Source organism: Streptococcus sp. HMSC076C09 (assembly GCF_001837905.1).
GTDB lineage: Bacteria > Bacillota > Bacilli > Lactobacillales > Streptococcaceae > Streptococcus > Streptococcus parasanguinis_I.
Genome location: NZ_KV834652.1, coordinates 14262 through 30775 on the forward strand (window position 1 = coordinate 14262; position 16514 = coordinate 30775).

At 41.9% G+C, this 16514-nt stretch carries 18 protein-coding genes and 1 riboswitch; of the genes, 1 reads left to right on the forward strand and 17 read right to left on the reverse strand.

Annotated elements, in window-relative coordinates; genetic code table 11:
* Window positions 1–172: 172 nt before the first annotated feature.
* The 8 genes from HMPREF2704_RS10570 to HMPREF2704_RS10605 are packed head-to-tail and all read right to left on the reverse strand — an operon-like array spanning window position 173 to window position 6661.
* A complete protein-coding gene (locus tag HMPREF2704_RS10570; RefSeq protein ID WP_003007284.1) occupies window positions 173–775 on the reverse strand; it encodes a lysozyme family protein in 603 nt (200 codons plus the stop codon).
* Window positions 775–1749 (reverse strand): nucleoid-associated protein, encoded by a 975-nt coding sequence (locus HMPREF2704_RS10575; protein ID WP_049522980.1) that lies wholly within the window; start codon window positions 1747–1749, stop codon window positions 775–777. Before HMPREF2704_RS10575 ends, HMPREF2704_RS10570 begins: the two co-directional genes overlap by 1 nt.
* Before the next feature lie 8 nt (window positions 1750–1757).
* Window positions 1758–3014, reverse strand: coding sequence for a serine hydroxymethyltransferase (glyA, locus tag HMPREF2704_RS10580; protein ID WP_021153188.1), 1257 nt, complete (start codon window positions 3012–3014; stop codon window positions 1758–1760).
* A gap of 38 nt (window positions 3015–3052) precedes the next feature.
* Window positions 3053–3664 carry an L-threonylcarbamoyladenylate synthase gene (locus HMPREF2704_RS10585; RefSeq protein WP_049474936.1) on the reverse strand — a complete coding sequence of 204 codons (612 nt, stop codon included), beginning with the start codon at window positions 3662–3664 and terminating at the stop codon, window positions 3053–3055.
* Window positions 3651–4487 (reverse strand): peptide chain release factor N(5)-glutamine methyltransferase, encoded by an 837-nt coding sequence (prmC, locus tag HMPREF2704_RS10590; RefSeq protein WP_049474935.1) that lies wholly within the window; start codon window positions 4485–4487, stop codon window positions 3651–3653. The genes HMPREF2704_RS10585 and prmC overlap by 14 nt, the downstream gene beginning before the upstream one ends.
* Window positions 4487–5566, reverse strand: a complete 1080-nt coding sequence (gene prfA, locus HMPREF2704_RS10595) for a peptide chain release factor 1 (RefSeq protein WP_003007273.1) — start codon at window positions 5564–5566, stop codon at window positions 4487–4489. Before prfA ends, prmC begins: the two co-directional genes overlap by 1 nt.
* A gap of 15 nt (window positions 5567–5581) precedes the next feature.
* Window positions 5582–6055, reverse strand: a complete 474-nt coding sequence (locus HMPREF2704_RS10600; protein ID WP_049522978.1) for a GNAT family N-acetyltransferase — start codon at window positions 6053–6055, stop codon at window positions 5582–5584.
* A 21-nt stretch (window positions 6056–6076) separates the two neighbouring features.
* Window positions 6077–6661: a thymidine kinase gene (locus HMPREF2704_RS10605; protein WP_070846588.1), complete on the reverse strand. Its 585-nt coding sequence runs from the start codon at window positions 6659–6661 to the stop codon at window positions 6077–6079.
* A 114-nt stretch (window positions 6662–6775) separates the two neighbouring features.
* Here HMPREF2704_RS10605 and HMPREF2704_RS10610 point away from each other — a divergent pair, with 114 nt between their 5' ends.
* The gene (locus HMPREF2704_RS10610; RefSeq protein ID WP_001117401.1) at window positions 6776–6958 is read left to right on the forward strand and encodes a 4-oxalocrotonate tautomerase; all 183 of its coding nucleotides are present in this window, start codon (window positions 6776–6778) and stop codon (window positions 6956–6958) included.
* Between the two features lie 59 nt (window positions 6959–7017).
* Here HMPREF2704_RS10610 and ilvD read toward each other — a convergent pair whose 3' ends face one another.
* From ilvD to HMPREF2704_RS10655, 9 genes are all read right to left on the reverse strand, one after another.
* Window positions 7018–8736, reverse strand: a complete 1719-nt coding sequence (ilvD, locus tag HMPREF2704_RS10615; protein WP_049474932.1) for a dihydroxy-acid dehydratase — start codon at window positions 8734–8736, stop codon at window positions 7018–7020.
* Between the two features lie 126 nt (window positions 8737–8862).
* Window positions 8863–10206, reverse strand: a complete 1344-nt coding sequence (locus tag HMPREF2704_RS10620) for an MATE family efflux transporter (RefSeq protein WP_070846589.1) — start codon at window positions 10204–10206, stop codon at window positions 8863–8865.
* Between the two features lie 114 nt (window positions 10207–10320).
* Complete coding sequence (locus tag HMPREF2704_RS10625) at window positions 10321–11580, reverse strand: nucleobase:cation symporter-2 family protein (protein ID WP_070846590.1); 1260 nt, start codon at window positions 11578–11580, stop codon at window positions 10321–10323.
* Window positions 11580–12161 (reverse strand): xanthine phosphoribosyltransferase, encoded by a 582-nt coding sequence (locus HMPREF2704_RS10630; protein WP_049522975.1) that lies wholly within the window; start codon window positions 12159–12161, stop codon window positions 11580–11582. The genes HMPREF2704_RS10625 and HMPREF2704_RS10630 overlap by 1 nt, the downstream gene beginning before the upstream one ends.
* Window positions 12162–12251: 90 nt before the next feature.
* Window positions 12252–12347, reverse strand: a riboswitch (purine riboswitch).
* Window positions 12337–13320, reverse strand: a complete 984-nt coding sequence (guaC, locus tag HMPREF2704_RS10635) for a GMP reductase (RefSeq protein WP_021153179.1) — start codon at window positions 13318–13320, stop codon at window positions 12337–12339. Its footprint overlaps the riboswitch before it by 11 nt.
* Before the next feature lie 182 nt (window positions 13321–13502).
* Window positions 13503–14228 carry an alpha/beta fold hydrolase gene (locus HMPREF2704_RS10640; protein ID WP_024055829.1) on the reverse strand — a complete coding sequence of 242 codons (726 nt, stop codon included), beginning with the start codon at window positions 14226–14228 and terminating at the stop codon, window positions 13503–13505.
* Between the two features lie 39 nt (window positions 14229–14267).
* Complete coding sequence (locus HMPREF2704_RS10645; protein WP_049522974.1) at window positions 14268–14783, reverse strand: hypothetical protein; 516 nt, start codon at window positions 14781–14783, stop codon at window positions 14268–14270.
* Window positions 14784–14948: 165 nt separating this feature from the next.
* Entirely contained in the window at window positions 14949–15365 is a 417-nt protein-coding gene (locus tag HMPREF2704_RS10650) for an ADP-ribosylglycohydrolase family protein (RefSeq protein WP_238676521.1), read from the reverse strand.
* Between the two features lie 214 nt (window positions 15366–15579).
* The gene (locus tag HMPREF2704_RS10655; RefSeq protein WP_024055827.1) at window positions 15580–15915 is read right to left on the reverse strand and encodes a hypothetical protein; all 336 of its coding nucleotides are present in this window, start codon (window positions 15913–15915) and stop codon (window positions 15580–15582) included.
* Window positions 15916–16514: the final 599 nt, after the last annotated feature.

Sequence of the window (16514 nt, forward strand, 5' to 3'; positions counted from 1 at the left end):
TGAAAAAAGAAGTAAATAAAAAGTTTACCCACTTCGATTTTCATTATACAGGTGATTTCTTAAAACTAGCTTACAGTTTTTTTAAGAATGCATGACATTTTTATTATCCCTCAAAATCGGAGGCAGAACTGATCGACTTAAAAAAAGAGCCAATCGGCTCTTTGAAAAATGATTAAAACCATGAAAATAACTTCATAATCGTCATATTGGTTTCTACCAAACGGGAATAATAAATATTGCCCCCATTAATGTAGAGTTCCATCCCGTTTAAAAGAGAGATAGGGTGGAGGTAAAGATAAGTTTCACCGGTTACATTGCCAAGACTTGGTGCCACTACATCTCGTGAATAAGCGCGGGCCAACTCGAGGGAATTTGTTCCACCGTGTTTTGCGACGTAATCGATGTAGTCTTTCCCAAAATTATAGGCTTGAACCGCTGTCCAGCTATCAACGCCTTTTTTCTTGGCTTCTTTTAACTCATCTGAAAGAGTTTGAATTCCTTGGCGAATACTAGCCTTATTATCACTAATGGTATTGGTCTCACCACTTGCACTCTCACTCGCCTGCATGACATCGTCCTCACGGCCTTTGGTCTCCGTATAGATCATAGCCAGAATGAGGTTTTCATTGGCCGTGGTGTCCTCCTCAGCAAGGACTTCTCTAACCAGGGAGCGGTACTGCATGACTTGTTTGACGTCATGATGGATCTGAATTCCCTTGTAGATTCCAAATATTAGTAAGATGAATAAGAAGATCTTCACTATACGTTTAATCATTATTTACTCTGTATATCCTCAATATTTTTGATCAAAATAGAATAGGTTCCGTTCTCGTTTAGAATAAATTCAACAGATTCTGCATCTTCATAGACATTATTCGGAACGATTAGTTCAATTCCATTTGACAATGACAATTTCTGATTTTCGAACTTCTTCAACTGGCGACTTGCATCAATCTCTTCAAAGGTGACAGGCTCTGGTACAGCTTCTTTGACTTGGTCAATAAAACTGAGGCGAGCTGTCAGATTGTCGTTGAAGAGATCATCCGCTAATTTCTCAGGAGAGAGTTTATTTTCTTCCTCAATATGGTTAAAAATAGCTGATTTAACCTTTGATTGAAATTGAAAATCGTCTGTGTTAAAGCTTTCCGCAATCTTCTGGGCTGTTTTTTCCAGTGCCTTGATCGATTTTTTAGGAGAGATCTTGGGTTGCGCCTGCAACAGATTTTCCGAAAAATAGTTCAAGAACGTCCCGTTGTACTTGATCCTTTTTTCAATCAAGTGGTATTTGCGACTTTGAAGATTGATGACCAAGGCCTCATCAGCACCAGTCCCAAAACCAGGTAGATTATTTTGCGTCAGCTTAATCGGATTGTCCACTTCACCACCAAGATGCGTCAGGGTTTCCCGTAAGGCGATCCGAAGAAAGGCAAAATGGTCTACCCCTTCTTTTGAGAATTGAATGAACACCAAATCGTTGGTCTTTTGATTCTCAGAAACGATAAATTCTTCCTTCCAACGATTCGCTACTGCAACCGAGGTTTCTAATAGGTCATCTGAGATCATCTCAAGAAAAGGATTGTCCTCTTCGAAAATACCGGTCCTGGCTTCATCGGAATAGACCCGTTCAATCTTCTTACGCAAGTATTCCTCAATTTTAGGTGTGATATTGAGAAATTTATCTGCTAGATAGAGATCGGTATCGTCAGGGCTAAATTGATGAATGATGGCTTTTTTTACGTAAATATCCATAAGATGGTTTAGTCCTCGTAAAGTGGAAAAGCGTCTGTCAAGGCTTTGACTTGGCTACGCACTTCATCTAATACTTCTTGATTATCCGCATTCTTCAGCGCTTTGATCATGAGTTCAGCAACGGTGCGACTTTCTTTTTCACCAAAACCACGAGCGGTGATGGCTGCTGCACCAATCCGAATCCCACTGGTCTTAAAAGGAGACAAGGTTTCATAAGGAATAGAGTTCTTGTTGAGGGTGATATTAACTTCATCCAACAAGTTTTGCGCCACTTTCCCATTTTCAACGACTTTAGTGACGTCGACAAGGAAAAGGTGGTTCTCTGTTCCGCCTGAAATGACACGGAAATCAGGATCTTGCAAGAAGACATCAGCCATGGCCTGACTGTTCTTAATCACATTAGCTGCATACTCTTTAAAGGCAGGATCCAGCGCTTCTTTGAAGGCGACAGCTTTGGCTGCAATGACATGCTCCAACGGTCCTCCTTGAATACCAGGGAAAATAGCAGAGTTAATTTTCTTAGCTAATTCCTCGTCATTGGTCAAGATTAGGCCTCCACGAGGTCCACGAAGGGTCTTGTGAGTGGTCGTAGTCGTGATATGGGCATAAGGAACTGGACTTGGATGAAGACCTGCTGCCACGAGACCAGCGATATGGGCCATATCAACCATGAGCTTAGCTCCTACTGCATCAGCAATCTCACGGAATTTTGAGAAATCAATAATATGAGAGTAGGCTGAGGCACCAGCAACGATGAGTTTTGGCTTCACTTCTTGGGCTTGTTTTAAGATGGCATCAAAATCCAAGAGCTCTGTTTCAGGATCTACACTATAAGACACAAAGTTATAGGTTTGACCAGAGAAACTCACAGAAGCTCCGTGCGTCAAATGCCCACCGGCAGCTAGATCCATCCCCATTACGGTATCACCAGGCTCAATCAAGGCCATATAGGCAGCACAGTTTGCCTGACTTCCTGAATGCGGTTGAACGTTCGCAAATTTAGCCCCAAAGATTTCTTTGGCCCGTTCGATCGCGAGACTTTCGACCACATCGACCACATCTGTCCCGCCATAGTAACGACGGCCAGGGTAGCCTTCAGCATATTTATTTGTCAGAATAGACCCTTGAGCAGCCATCACTGCCTTAGAGACAACATTTTCAGAAGCAATCAACTCAATATTGTTTTGTTGACGCTCTTCCTCTTTAGCGATCGCATTCCATAGGTCTGCATCATAAGCTTTGTAATCTTCTTTATCAAAAATCATGGGTCTACTCCTTTATAAAAAATTATTTATGTACATTATCACTGAGGAAGTTCATCATCCTCAAAGGAAAGCTCGGGCACATGTGCAAGCAAATCAGCTTTGGTAATTGAACCTTGTCGCAAAATCCTTGCTTTGGAACCAGAGATATCCAAAATAGTTGAATCTTGTCCAGTCAGAAATTCATCATCCTCGACACCAGGAACCACTTGATCAAATTCGCTTATAATAGCCTTATACTTTGTTCCACTTGCATGACCTGAAAGATTGGCCGAAGGACCAACTAAAGGACCGTATTTACGAATTAATTCCAACGTTTTTGGGTGAGCCGGAATACGGAAACCAACTGTATCCAAGCCTGAATGAATCCAGTCTGGCACCTTGTCATTCGCCTGAAGAATAATAGTGAGAGGCCCTGGTAAAAACGAATCAATCAGTTTTGTTAAATAGCCAGGTTGATTTTTCGAATAAAGTCGAATATCTTCTTCGCCAGCTACATTTAAATTCAGAGCCTTTTCTCTAGGTCTACGTTTTAATTCGTAAATGTAATCAACTGCCTCTTTATCCAAAGCTTTAGCGAAAATACCATAGACTGTTTCAGTTGGCAGAATAACCACACGTCCTGCTTCTAATTCTTTCTCAATGTGATCCATTGTCTACTACTACCATTCTATCTTGTCCAAATTGGTCTTTCATAACCCGAACGCGTCTATCGGGAAATGCCTCTTGAAAAAGCTCTTTTACCTTGCTTCCTTGCTTATAGCCAATTTCTAGGTAAATCTTTCCATCTGGTGTTAAAACACTTGGTGCTTGCTGGGCAATCTTTTCGTAGATGGCATATCCATCACGATCCGCAAAAAGTGCTAAGTGGGGTTCAGAGGCTAAAACATTGGCTCCAACCTCTTCTACATCATCCCGAGAGATATAGGGAGGGTTGGACACAATCAGGTCATAAGGACCTTCTAGTTCGTCCAGTACATCTGACGACTTGAATTCAAGGACAGCTTCTAACTGCTTGGCATTTTCTTGAGCCAGTGCTAAAACCTCTTCTGAGACATCGCTAGCTTGAATCTGCCAGGAAGGTCTAGCAAGGGCTAGGCTAATGGCAATGGCCCCACTTCCTGTTCCGATATCTAGAACTCGTAAGGCTTCCCCATCGTTTTCCTCCAGTATGAGATCCACCAACTCCTCTGTTTCTGGTCGTGGGATCAAGACGCGCTCATCCACTGTAAAAACATGGCCATAAAATTCTGCACTGCCAATAATATACTGGGCAGGGACGTGATGTTTCAACTGCTCAAAGATGGAATCAAGCAAGGCCTGATCCTCTACTTCCACTTCTTTTTGCAAGGCAAGGACAAAGTCTGTAAAGGTCCAGTTTTTTAAAGCACGATACGCGAAGGAGAGGCTTTCTGCTTCCTCTCCAACGGCTATTAGTTCTTCTTCATACTGGGCTAATAATGGTCCCAACAACATTATTTGTTCAACTCTTCTAGTTTTTGTGTTTGGTCATACAAGACCAAAGCATCGACCACTTCATCTAATTTACCAGATAAGATGGTATCCAGTTTTTGAAGGGTCAAGCCAATCCGGTGATCGGTCACACGGTTTTGAGGGAAGTTGTAAGTCCGGATCCGCTCTGAACGGTCACCAGTCCCGATAGTAGACTTCCGCTCAGCGTCTTGCTCGTCTTGGGCAATCTGAGCAAAGTGGTCAGCCACACGCGCACGGATGATCTTCATGGCTTTTTCGCGGTTCTTCTGTTGCGTCCGTTCTTCTTGCATCTCGACCTTGATATTGGTTGGCAAGTGGACGATACGAACGGCTGTTGCGACCTTGTTGACGTTCTGTCCACCCGCACCAGATGCGTGGTAGATGTCAATCCGAAGGTCTTTTGGATCAATGTCGTACTCGACTTCTTCGATTTCTGGCATGACCAGAACTGTGGCAGTCGAAGTATGGACACGACCTTGGCTTTCTGTCACAGGAACCCGTTGCACCCGGTGGGCACCAGATTCATACTTGAGTTTTGAATAAACTGATTGACCAGAAACCATGGCTACGACTTCTTTGATCCCACCAACGCCATTGTAGGAGGCTTCCATGACTTCAAAGCGCCAGCCTTGGCTTTCTGCGTATTTTTGGTACATTTGTAAGAGGTCGCCAGCAAACAATTGGGCTTCGTCTCCTCCTGCTGCTCCACGGATTTCCAAGATAATGTTCTTGTCATCGTTTGGATCTTTTGGAAGAAGTAAGATTTTCAGTTTTTCTTCGTACTCTTCTTTTTCAGCCTTAGCATCTTTTAGCTCTTGCTTGGCCATTTCTTCCAAATCAGCATCTCCGCCTGCTTCCTTAATCATTTCCTCAGCGTCGACAATGTTTTGAAGGACTTGCTTGTACTCTCGGTATGCTGTCACCGTATCACGAGTGGAAGCCTCTTCTTTTGAAAGCTCCATAAAGCGTTTGGTATCAGAGACCACATCGGGGTCACTCAACAATTCTCCTAACTCTTCGTATCGGTCTTCTACAGCTTGTAGTTGATCATAGATATTCATGTTTGCTCCTTAATTCTAGGTTGTTAGATCATAGATTGCTACAATTTCGTCTTCTATGACTTCGCCAGTTTCTTTAAATCCATAATGGAGATAGCAAGATCTCGCTTGATTATTTTCCGGTTCATAAGATAACCAAAGACTTGTTGCTTTTCCAGCTGGCTCTGTTCGAACAAAGTCAATGACTGCATCCATAGTCGGTTTAAAATAGCCTAAACCTTGAAATCGTTTATCGATCATAAAACGAAATAACAAGTAGTTCCCCTTGCTGATCCCAATTTTCTGGTCATAGGCAATCATAACAAAACCAACTAATACTTCCTTATCATAAACTGCTAAGGGAGCTATAAAATCACCATTTTTATCATATACATAGGCTTCAGCTAAACTAATGGAATTGGATGCAATAAAATTCCTTTGGTTTGGATGAACTTCTAGATTTAAAACGTCAAAATAATTCTCTATTGTAATATCTTTTAAACAAATAGACATTATTATCCTCTCTAAAACGTTCTAGACGCTTTCAGTTGGAATGTCTGGATTAAAATAATGCTTGCGGCAAACGGAGATATAGGTCTCGTGTCCACCGATCTGGATCTGCTCTCCATCATAGACAGGTCTACCTGCTTGGGTACGCAAGACCATGGTTGCCTTGCGGGAACAGTATTGGCAGATGGTTTTGATCTCCTCGATCTTGTCGGCTAACAAGAGGAGGTGTTTGGAACCTTCAAAGAGTTCATTTCGGAAATCATTTTTGAGGCCAAAAGCCATAACCGGCACATCCAGTTCATCCACGACTCTTGCCAAGTCATAGACATGGTGGCGTTTCAAAAACTGAGCTTCATCGATTAACACACAGTAAGGTTTGATTGTTTGGTTTTTAATAAAGCCAAAGATATCCGTATCGTCTTCAATTGCAACGGCTTCTCGTTTCATACCGATCCGACTAGAAACCACTCCTACTCCATCTCGTGTATCGATTGCCGAGGTCATGATGAAGACGCTCTTGCCTTGCTCTTCATAATTATGGGCCACCTTCAAAATCTCAATGGTTTTCCCCGAGTTCATGGTCCCATATTTATAATATAATTGTGCCATTTTCCTTTTGTTCTCTCTAAAATGTGTTTCATTATCATTTTACCATAATTTTGCTAAGCTTTGTATCCCAAAATGTGATAAAATAGTCCTATAAAAAATTTAGGAGGTGGCCATATGCCATTTGTACGAATTGACCTATTTGAAGGACGCACCTTGGAACAAAAGAAAGCCTTGGCCAAGGAAGTAACCGAAGCTGTTGTCCGCAATACTGGCGCTCCTCAGTCAGCTGTTCACGTCATCATTAACGATATGCCTGAAGGAACCTACTTCCCTCAAGGTGAAATGCGCACCAAATAATGGTTCCACTAAAAAAGCCTTTCTTGCTTGTGATATCACATAGCAGGAAAGGCTTTTCCTTATTTTTCTTGAGCTTGACGTTCTGCTTTCCGTTCTTCGAATTCTTCGTCACTCATCAAAGTTCCGCCGACATTGGCTGATTTGGCAAAGGCTGTATAGCGACGCAACCAACCACTGGAGATTTTTGATTTGAAAGGTTTCAAATGTTTGCGACGTTCTGCAAGAGTTGCATCATCGACAAGCAAATCAATAGTACGATTTGGAAGGTCAATCACGATTTCATCCCCATCTTCGATTAGGGCGATATTCCCACCTTCTGCTGCTTCTGGAGAAACATGACCAATAGCAATTCCACGAGTAGCTCCTGAGAAACGACCATCCGTAATCAGTGCCACATCCTTACCAAGACCGCGCCCGACAATCTTAGAAGTTGGTGCTAGCATCTCTGGCATACCAGGACCACCCTGAGGACCTTCGTAACGAATGACAACGACATGTCCCTTCTTAACTGTTCCATTGTCAATCAACTCAAGGGCTTGATCTTGTGAATCGCAACAAATAGCTTTACCACGGAAAGTAGTCACAGATGGATCGACCCCACCGACCTTGATAACAGCCCCATCTTGAGCGATATTTCCGTAAAGGATCGACAAACCACCTACAGGTGAAATCGGATGTTCGATTGGATGGATAATTTCTTTATTTTTGATTTCAGCACCAGCTACGTTTTCTTTCAAGGTTTTACCAGTAACTGTGATACGATCACCCTTGATGGCTCCTTTTTTGATCAACTGATTGATAATGGCTGGAACACCACCAGCTTCATGCACATCATGCATAGTGTAAACACTTGAAGGTGCAATTTTAGAGAGATAAGGTGTCTTCTTGGCAATTTCGTTGATATCTTTGAGATCATAGTCAATCCCCGCTTCACGCGCAATAGCCAGCGTATGAAGCACCGTATTGGTTGAACCACCCATGGCCATATCGAGCGCAAAAGCATCGTTGATGGCTTCTTTGGTCACGATATCCCGTGGACGGATATCCTTTTTAATATTCTCTACCAATTGTTTGGCCGCTTGGCGAACCAATTCCCGTCTTTCATCTGAAACAGCTAGGATGGTACCATTTCCAGGAAGAGCAAGACCTAATACCTCCATCAAACAGTTCATGGAATTGGCAGTAAACATACCAGAGCAAGAGCCACAAGTTGGGCAGGCATTTTTTTCCAAGAAATCCAGCTCATCCATGCCCATATCACCAGCTTGATAAGTACCTACAGCTTCAAACAAACTTGAGAGCGTCGCCTGATGCCCCGTCATGTCAACGCCGCCCTTCATGGGTCCACCAGAACAAAATACGGCAGGCACATTGGTCCGCATGGCAGCTAAAATCATTCCTGGTGTAATCTTATCACAGTTGGGAATATAGAAAACACCATCAAACCAGTGGGCATTGATGACTGTTTCAGCAGCATCTGCGATCAACTCGCGTGATGGCAAACTATAACGCATCCCGATATGACCCATCGCAATCCCATCATCGACACCGATGGTGTTAAATTCAAAAGGGATCCCACCAGCCTCGCGAATAGCCTCCTTAGCAATATCCGCTAATTCACGCAGATGAACATGCCCTGGAACGATATCAATATAGGAGTTACAAATCGCAATAAAGGGCTTTTGCATATCCTTTGCTGATTTTACTTGCCCTGTTGCATAGAGGAGACCACGCGCTGGTGCTCGGTCGATCCCCATTTTGATCATATCACTTCTCATCTTGTTCTCCTTCTAGTTCTTCATTTCTACCTCCTAATCTTACCACTTTGATATCAATTGTCAAGAACTTTCAGAAAATTTATACTATTTACGGTACATAAAAAGCCTGGTCTCCCAGACTTTAGTTTAGTTTGTTTGCTTTTTTTCGACCTGCCAGAGCCGAAGTTGGTAGCAAATACCACTCACGACAAGGCTAGAAATTAGGCCAATCCAATAGGCATAGGGACCAAGGTTGGTCGCATGATCAAGGAAAATCCCTAAAGGAATAGAAATACACCAATAACTAAAAACTCCTAATAAGAATGGAACGGTTGTATCCTTATAACCACGCAAAATCCCTTGAAGGGGTGCTGCAAAGGTGTCAGCTACTTGGAAAAAGAGACTATAGGTCATGAAAATAGCAGTTTGCTGCACAAAGACTGGATCCTTGCCGTATAGTCCCGCAAGTTGGAAGCGGAATGTATAAAGAAAGACGAGGGTGACAATCGCAAAACCAAAGGCTGTCAGCCGTCCCAAACGGCAATAATGTTTGACCACTTCTGGTCTTCCTGCTCCCAGTTCGTAAGATACGATAATAGCCATGGTGCTCGAGATACTGACTGGGAAAGCATACATCAGGGTAGAAAAATTCATGGCCGATTGGTGACTAGCGATGGTGAGTGATGGGAATTTTGCCATTAACAGGCCAACCAGCGAGAAGATGATGACTTCTGCAAAAACAATTCCACCGATTGGAAGCCCAAGGCGCAATACTTCTTTCATCCCTTTAAAATCATAAGGTTGCGGCTTCCACAATTGGAAAGGTGCTACCTTAGGGTGCTTGCACAAGATCAAAACTGCAATAGCCAGCAAGACCCAGTAGGCCAGAGAGGTTCCGAGACCTGCCCCTGCTCCTCCCATCTCAGGAAAGCCAAATGACCCATAGATCAGGATATAGTTAAAACAAGCATTGAGAGGCAAAAGCAAGAGCATCAAGTACATGGATAGACGCGTCATTCCCAAGGTATCGAGGAAGGTCCGCACGATACTAAAGAGCAACAAAGGTAAGATTCCTAGAGAAAGGAAATATAAATAGCGAATGGCTATTTGGGCAACAACATTTTCTAAACCGATCTGCTTGAGAATCATGGGTGCAATGCCCCAAACAAAGCCTATTAAGAGAATGGCCATACCAAATGACATATAGAGGAATTGGTAAAAATCGCCAGCAATCCGTTCTTTATTTCCCTTGCCTAAGTGATGCCCGACAATCGGTGTCAGAGCAGAGATAATCCCGGTCAGGAAAGTAAAAAATGGATTCCACAGACTGGTAGCTGTAGAAACCCCAGCCAAATCAAGGGTCCGGTAATGACCGGTCATGGCTGTATCGACAAAGCTGGCTGAATAATTGGCCAATTGGTAGATCAAAATCGGCAAAAACAGACTCAAAAACAAGCGCAAGCGTTCTTTAAAGTGATAGGTTAAATACATGATTCTAACTCTCTTCTCATCAAATAAGATTTTCTCCACCTCCACTCTACTATATGTTTCCTTAAAAGTCAAAAAAAACCGAAGATCCAAAGACCTCCGGTAAATTTGAGATAATTATTTATTGCGGTTCAAAATCGCATTGAGAACGATCGCTAAGACACTTGCGACGACAATTCCGTTTGCAAAAAACATTTGGAACCCTGTTGGAAGGCCATTAAAGAGGGTGCTGTTGTTCAAACCAACCCCTGCTGCAATCGATACAGCTGCGATGAGGAAATTGTGCTCATTGTGTTCAAAATCAACACGCGCAAGAATCTGCATCCCCTGAATAGATACGAAACCAAACATGACCAGCATCGCTCCACCAAGAACTGGGCTAGGGATGATTTGTGCTAAAGCTCCAAACTTAGGAAGGAGACCAAGAAGAACAAGGAAAGCAGCGGCATAGTAGATTGGCAAGCGAGTCTTGATACCAGACAATTTCACCAAGCCAACGTTTTGTGAGAATCCAGTGTAAGGGAAGGTGTTGAAGATACCACCGAGGAGAACGGCCAACCCTTCAGCACGATAACCATTGCGAAGGCGCGTGCTATTAATTGGATCTTTGGTAATATCAGAAAGAGCAAGATAAACACCTGTTGATTCGACCATAGAAACTGTCGCGATGATACACATCATGACGATTGAGGTGATTTCAAACTTAGGAGCTCCAAAGAAGAAAGGCGTTGGAACGTGAACGACTGGTGCTTGAGCCACAGGTGTGAAGTCTACCAAGCCCATAGAAGCCGCAATAGCAGTACCTACGATCAAACCAATCAAAATTGAAATGGATTTAATAAACCCAGTCGTATAGATATTAACAACTAAAATGATGAGAATGGTCACCACAGCCAAAATCAAGCTTTGAACGGTTGGTTTTGGCGCATTATTTCCCATATTTCCAATCGCTACTGGAATCAAAGTCAAACCAATGGTTGTAATAACAGATCCCGTTACAATAGATGGGAAGAGATTGGCAATCTTAGAGAAGAAACCAGAGACAAGGATGACATAAATCCCTGAGACAATCAAGGCACCAAACATGGCACCACTACCATGGCTAGCCCCGATCATGCTGAGAGGTGCTACAGACTGGAAGGCAACCCCCAGGACTACCGGAAGACCGATCCCAAAGTATTTATTGAGCTGCACTTGAAGGAAAGTTGCGACCCCACACATGAAGATATCTGTAGAGATGAGATAGGTCAGTTGATGAGCGTTATAACCCAAAGCTCCCGCGATCATGATCGGTACCAAAATAGATCCCGAATACATGGCCAAAAGGTGTTGCAAGCCTAAAATGGCTGCCTGTGAATGGCTTTCTTGTTTTTGCATTAGATGTCTGCCTCCTTAAATACAACCTGACCATTTTCAAAACGGTCCAAACGTGCGAGGGATACAACTGGATATCCCAACTCTTCTAACAATCCCCGTCCATCTTGGAAGGATTTTTCAATCACGATCCCAATCGCTTCGACTTGAGCCCCGGCTTGTTCGATGATTTGAATCAATCCTTTGGCTGCTTGACCATTTGCAAGGAAATCGTCAATGATCAAAATCTTATCTGATGGATCCAAGAATTTACCCGCAATCGAAACGGTGCTGGTCACTTGCTTGGTAAAGGAATAAACCTCAGCCGTCAAAATGCCTTCATTCATCGTGATGTTTTTCGCCTTCTTAGCAAAGATCATGGGAACATCCAAGGCTTCAGCTACATAAAGGGCTGGCGCAATTCCAGACGCTTCAATGGTTACGACTTTCGTCACGCCAGCATCTTTGAACCGGTCCGCAAAGGTCTGACCAATTTCTTTCATCAATTTGAAATCCACTTGGTGGGTCAAAAAGGAATCCACCTTGAGGATATTCTCACCCAAAACATTGCCATCTTTTAAGATGCGCTCTTCAAGTAATTTCATACTTCCTCCTACTTTTTTAAAAATCCTCTACTTCATTCACAAAATACAAAAAGGCCTGCTAAGCAAGCCTTGAAATCTCTCTAGAAAGAGAAATAATCCCGACTTACTTATTGTTAGGTGTTCCGGCACCTTGTAGAAACATCACGCCTATTCGTGAAATAAATAAGTAATTCAATTAGTGTGCATCGCCATTCCAGATAGAATTCTTAACGATCACATAGTCAACATGTTTCAAATCTGCTAATTTTCGGCCTCCTGCATAAGAGATCGAACTTTGCAAATCTTGTTCCATTTCTGTCAAGGTATCTTGCAAATGACCCTTGGCAGGCAATAAAATCTTCTTACCTTCGACGTTCTTATATGCACCTTTTTGGTACTCTGAAGCAGATCCATAGTACTCTTTGAAAGACTCTCCATCAATCTCTACTGTTTTACCAGGACTTTCAATATGTCCTGCAAAGAGAGAACCAATCATGACCATAGATGCCCCGAAACGAATCGATTTGGCAATATCACCATGAGTCCGAATACCACCATCCGCAATGATTGGCTTACGCGCTGCTTTTGAGCACCAGCGAAGAGCAGCCAATTGCCAACCACCTGTACCAAATCCAGTCTTCACTTTGGTGATACAAACCTTACCAGGGCCGATCCCGACCTTAGTCGCATCAGCTCCCGCATTTTCCAATTCACGAACAGCTTCAGGTGTTCCAACATTTCCAGCAATGACAAAGGTATCTGGCAATTCTTTCTTGATGTGTTGAATCATCCGAATGACACTATCCGCATGACCGTGTGCGATATCAATAGTGATGTACTCAGGCGCATCTGCCTTTAATTGACTCACAAAGTCGTATTCGTATTCCTTAACACCAACCGAAATGGAAGCGATCAAACCTTGATCATGCATGCGTTTGACAAAAGGAATCCGACCCGCTTCATCAAAACGGTGCATGATGTAGAAGTAACCACCACGCGCCAACTGCTCTGCGACATTCTCATCTAAAATCGTCTGCATATTGGCAGGAACGACTGGAAGCTTGAAGGTATGCTTTCCAAATTGGACGGTTGTATCTGCTTCTGACCGGCTATTGATGATACATTTGTTGGGAATCAACTGAATATCTTCATAGTCGAAAATAGGAAATTCATTTAACATAGATTGAAAAATCTCTTTTCTAAAAACTGACCTACCTATGCGCAAGCGCATCGCTACGTCTCTTGACGTTTCCTTGATAGATTATACCAAAGATACGGACCTAATGCAATGGGAATGATTTTATAGGAAATAACGTTCGGAAATTACAAGACAAAAACCCGTTTCAAAAAGAGAAACAGGTTTTATTTATGAACATTTTGGAGCCAATTGTTCACTTCTCTAGCTACAATTTCAGGCGCCTCTGTATACAGTTCGTGCCCCAAACCATCTAGCAAGACTTGCTCGATCTGGGGATCTAGTTGCTTCAGAGCTTCTTTTCTCCATTCAGGCTCTTCTTGGTATCGAGGCCCGATAAATAGGACAGGCTTGTCTGCAACTGAAATCTGGTTAGCTTTGATCTGACGCCGTAGACGCAATAAGGCCATGACCTTTTCGAGATCCAGATTTAATTCATATTGTTCACTCACTGGATTCCAGCGATAGCTAGCCTCTACAGCTTTACGCGTCATAGGGCTTGGAACTACTTCATCACCGAGCTCTGCTGACACAGCTTCTTCTACAGTCGCAAAGACTTGTTGCTGCATGAAGGACGATGTACCCTCTAGTTCTTCCTCCAGAGGCAGAATCTTTTCCATATCCAGGTAGCCCCCATCCAAGAGAATCAGAGCCCGAATCTGAGGGAACTCAGCAGCTAGATAACGAGCCAAATCTCCACCCAAGGAATGCCCCAATAAACAGATCTCTTCATCTTGTCCAATCTGATCTTGAAACCAAGCACAAAGATCTTTTTCTGTCTGAATCATTTCCCTGTAAGGATCTAGAAAGGTTACAGGAAAGCCGAGCTCATCAATTAGTGGCGCCAAATGGTAGCCATTCCCACCTAAGCCACCAATAAAATAAAACTGCATGTGTTTTGTCTCTTCCTTTTTATTTTATAATTAATTCCTTCATTGGTTAGCGCCAGTCTTTTCAATCCAATATTGCTCCTCTTTTGGGATCAAATGATTGAATTTCCCTGAAAAAATCTTCCATCCGTTCGGAACATATCTTTCGTAGTTTTTCATCCCCAGATGGTTTGAATAAAACTCCTCTTTATCAAAATCGATTAAAAGATCCGGGAGTAAACCTTTTCCTTCAAAAATAATCTCTGAATGTAAGTCCTCACAATCTATTGAGCGTTTGATCATTTCGATCAATTCTTCAACCGTCACCTTCAGCCAATCATCTTTATACATTTCTAAGTAGCTCTCAAGATTGCTTTTTGTAATCACATGAAGATTCTGTTGAATCTCAGGTAAATAGGAGAAATCAACATTCATACCTGCTTCCTGGTATGCCTGAATATATTTATCGATATCCATTGTCCACATATCGTTTGAACAAATATACCAGTTAAACTGATGATTTGCAATAACCCCAACAATATTTATTTCTGGTTTCTCTATCAATTGGTCTTTATCCACTAGTTTTTCTCCTCTTCTCCTATCTACTTGTTCCGAACTGACAATAGGGCTACTTACCAAGCATTATATATCTATGATACCGAATTATACTTTGACAAGCAAGTTAGTGACCGAGTCGCTAGCAAAAAAAGACAGCTAAAAGGGTTTAGCTGACTGATGTCATATCTAATAAAAATTTTTCTCTGCTAGATCATCTAGCAGAGAAAGCAAGTATTCCACATTCATAAATAGATCTAACTGACCTAGGCACTCTATCAATTTTTGACATTTTTCATCGATCAATTCTCTATTCACCAATTGTTGTCCCCATTTATCTGGAATACCTTCCAGTTTATAGAGAGCTCCAGCAAAGCTTCCTGTGATGCCACCAATCGTATCGGTGTCATTTCCGAGATTGACCGCTTTTAAAGCAGCTCCTTCAAAAGTCTCTGTTGTCCCTAGACACCAGAGACTAGCTTTCAGACTATCAACCACATAGCCTGTAGACATTATTTCTTCTCGTTGTTTTTGATAAAAATCCTTGTCAAATAGCTCTCTGAACTGATCTTGGTATTCTTTCCAGTATTCTGAATTAGCTCTCAAATAATCCTCTAACAGAGGTTGAAGGTCTTCTTGGAATTCTGTCAATATTTTGGACACATTTTGGGAGAAAAATTTGAAGGATAGCGCCCTCAGGTTGCTGGACCCCTTCTACGAGATTGTAAAATGAATTTTATAATCTCGTAGAAGGAGTGCTATTAACTAAGCAATTTGTTTTTCAAATTCATTCGGACTAAAAACTCTTTCTTCTTCAAGCTTATCCTCTACTACTGTTTTCTCTTGCCCATTCCGGGTTACTATAATAGCGTACATAGAAATTAGGTTTGCCACCAGCTTCATCAATTTTATCTTTAATGTTAATTTCTGAATGCGTGACTTCTCCTGTTTTTGTAAAATACTCTCCGATTTTACCCGTGCTATTTTGAAGCCCCCACGCTACATCATTTCCTTGAATGGCAGCTAAGAAGCCATGGTTCTGCACGAAGTTAAAGAATTCAGCAACAGTGAGGCTTTCTGGCACCTCGAATGTCATCTCATGGTTGTAAATATCATCTCCGGCACAAACTGAATCTCGATCAACTATAATTTTCATCTGGCCACTTCCTCTAATGAAATACTTGTTACTCCATTATACCATATCCGTATTCTATTTTCTTATATTCTATAAAACAAAAAAGCACTCTGCAGAAACAGAGTGCTAAGATCTTGTAAGTAATTCCAGTAACGAATTAACCTTTACTAAATTGTGATGCTTTACGAGCTTTTTTTAAGTCTGGTTTGGAAAGTATGAGTTTCAGTTGGACTAAAAATAGCGTAATTTCAATATTCTATAGTTTTCAACTATCTTTTTATTTGCCCTGTTGAAAAATGAAGTGCAACACAAAAGACATGTTCATCTGATATACTAGAGTTGCGAAAAATAGGATATAGGAAGATTAGCATTTTGTCGTGTATATATTAGTGAGAGGCGTTTGAAATACTAGTTAGCAACTCTTGCGAGTTTTCCCTATTTATTGATAGCAATATAAATTGAAAATAGGCATGAAAAAGACGATAGATTTTTTATTTCTAACGTCTTTATTACTTTATATTCCGTTCGACAAACTTGAAATTGTTTACTTACAGTACTCCTCTATTTTGTAGCTATATTCTTTTAGAAGTCCCCGTGAATAAATTTTTTTATTTTTTGAA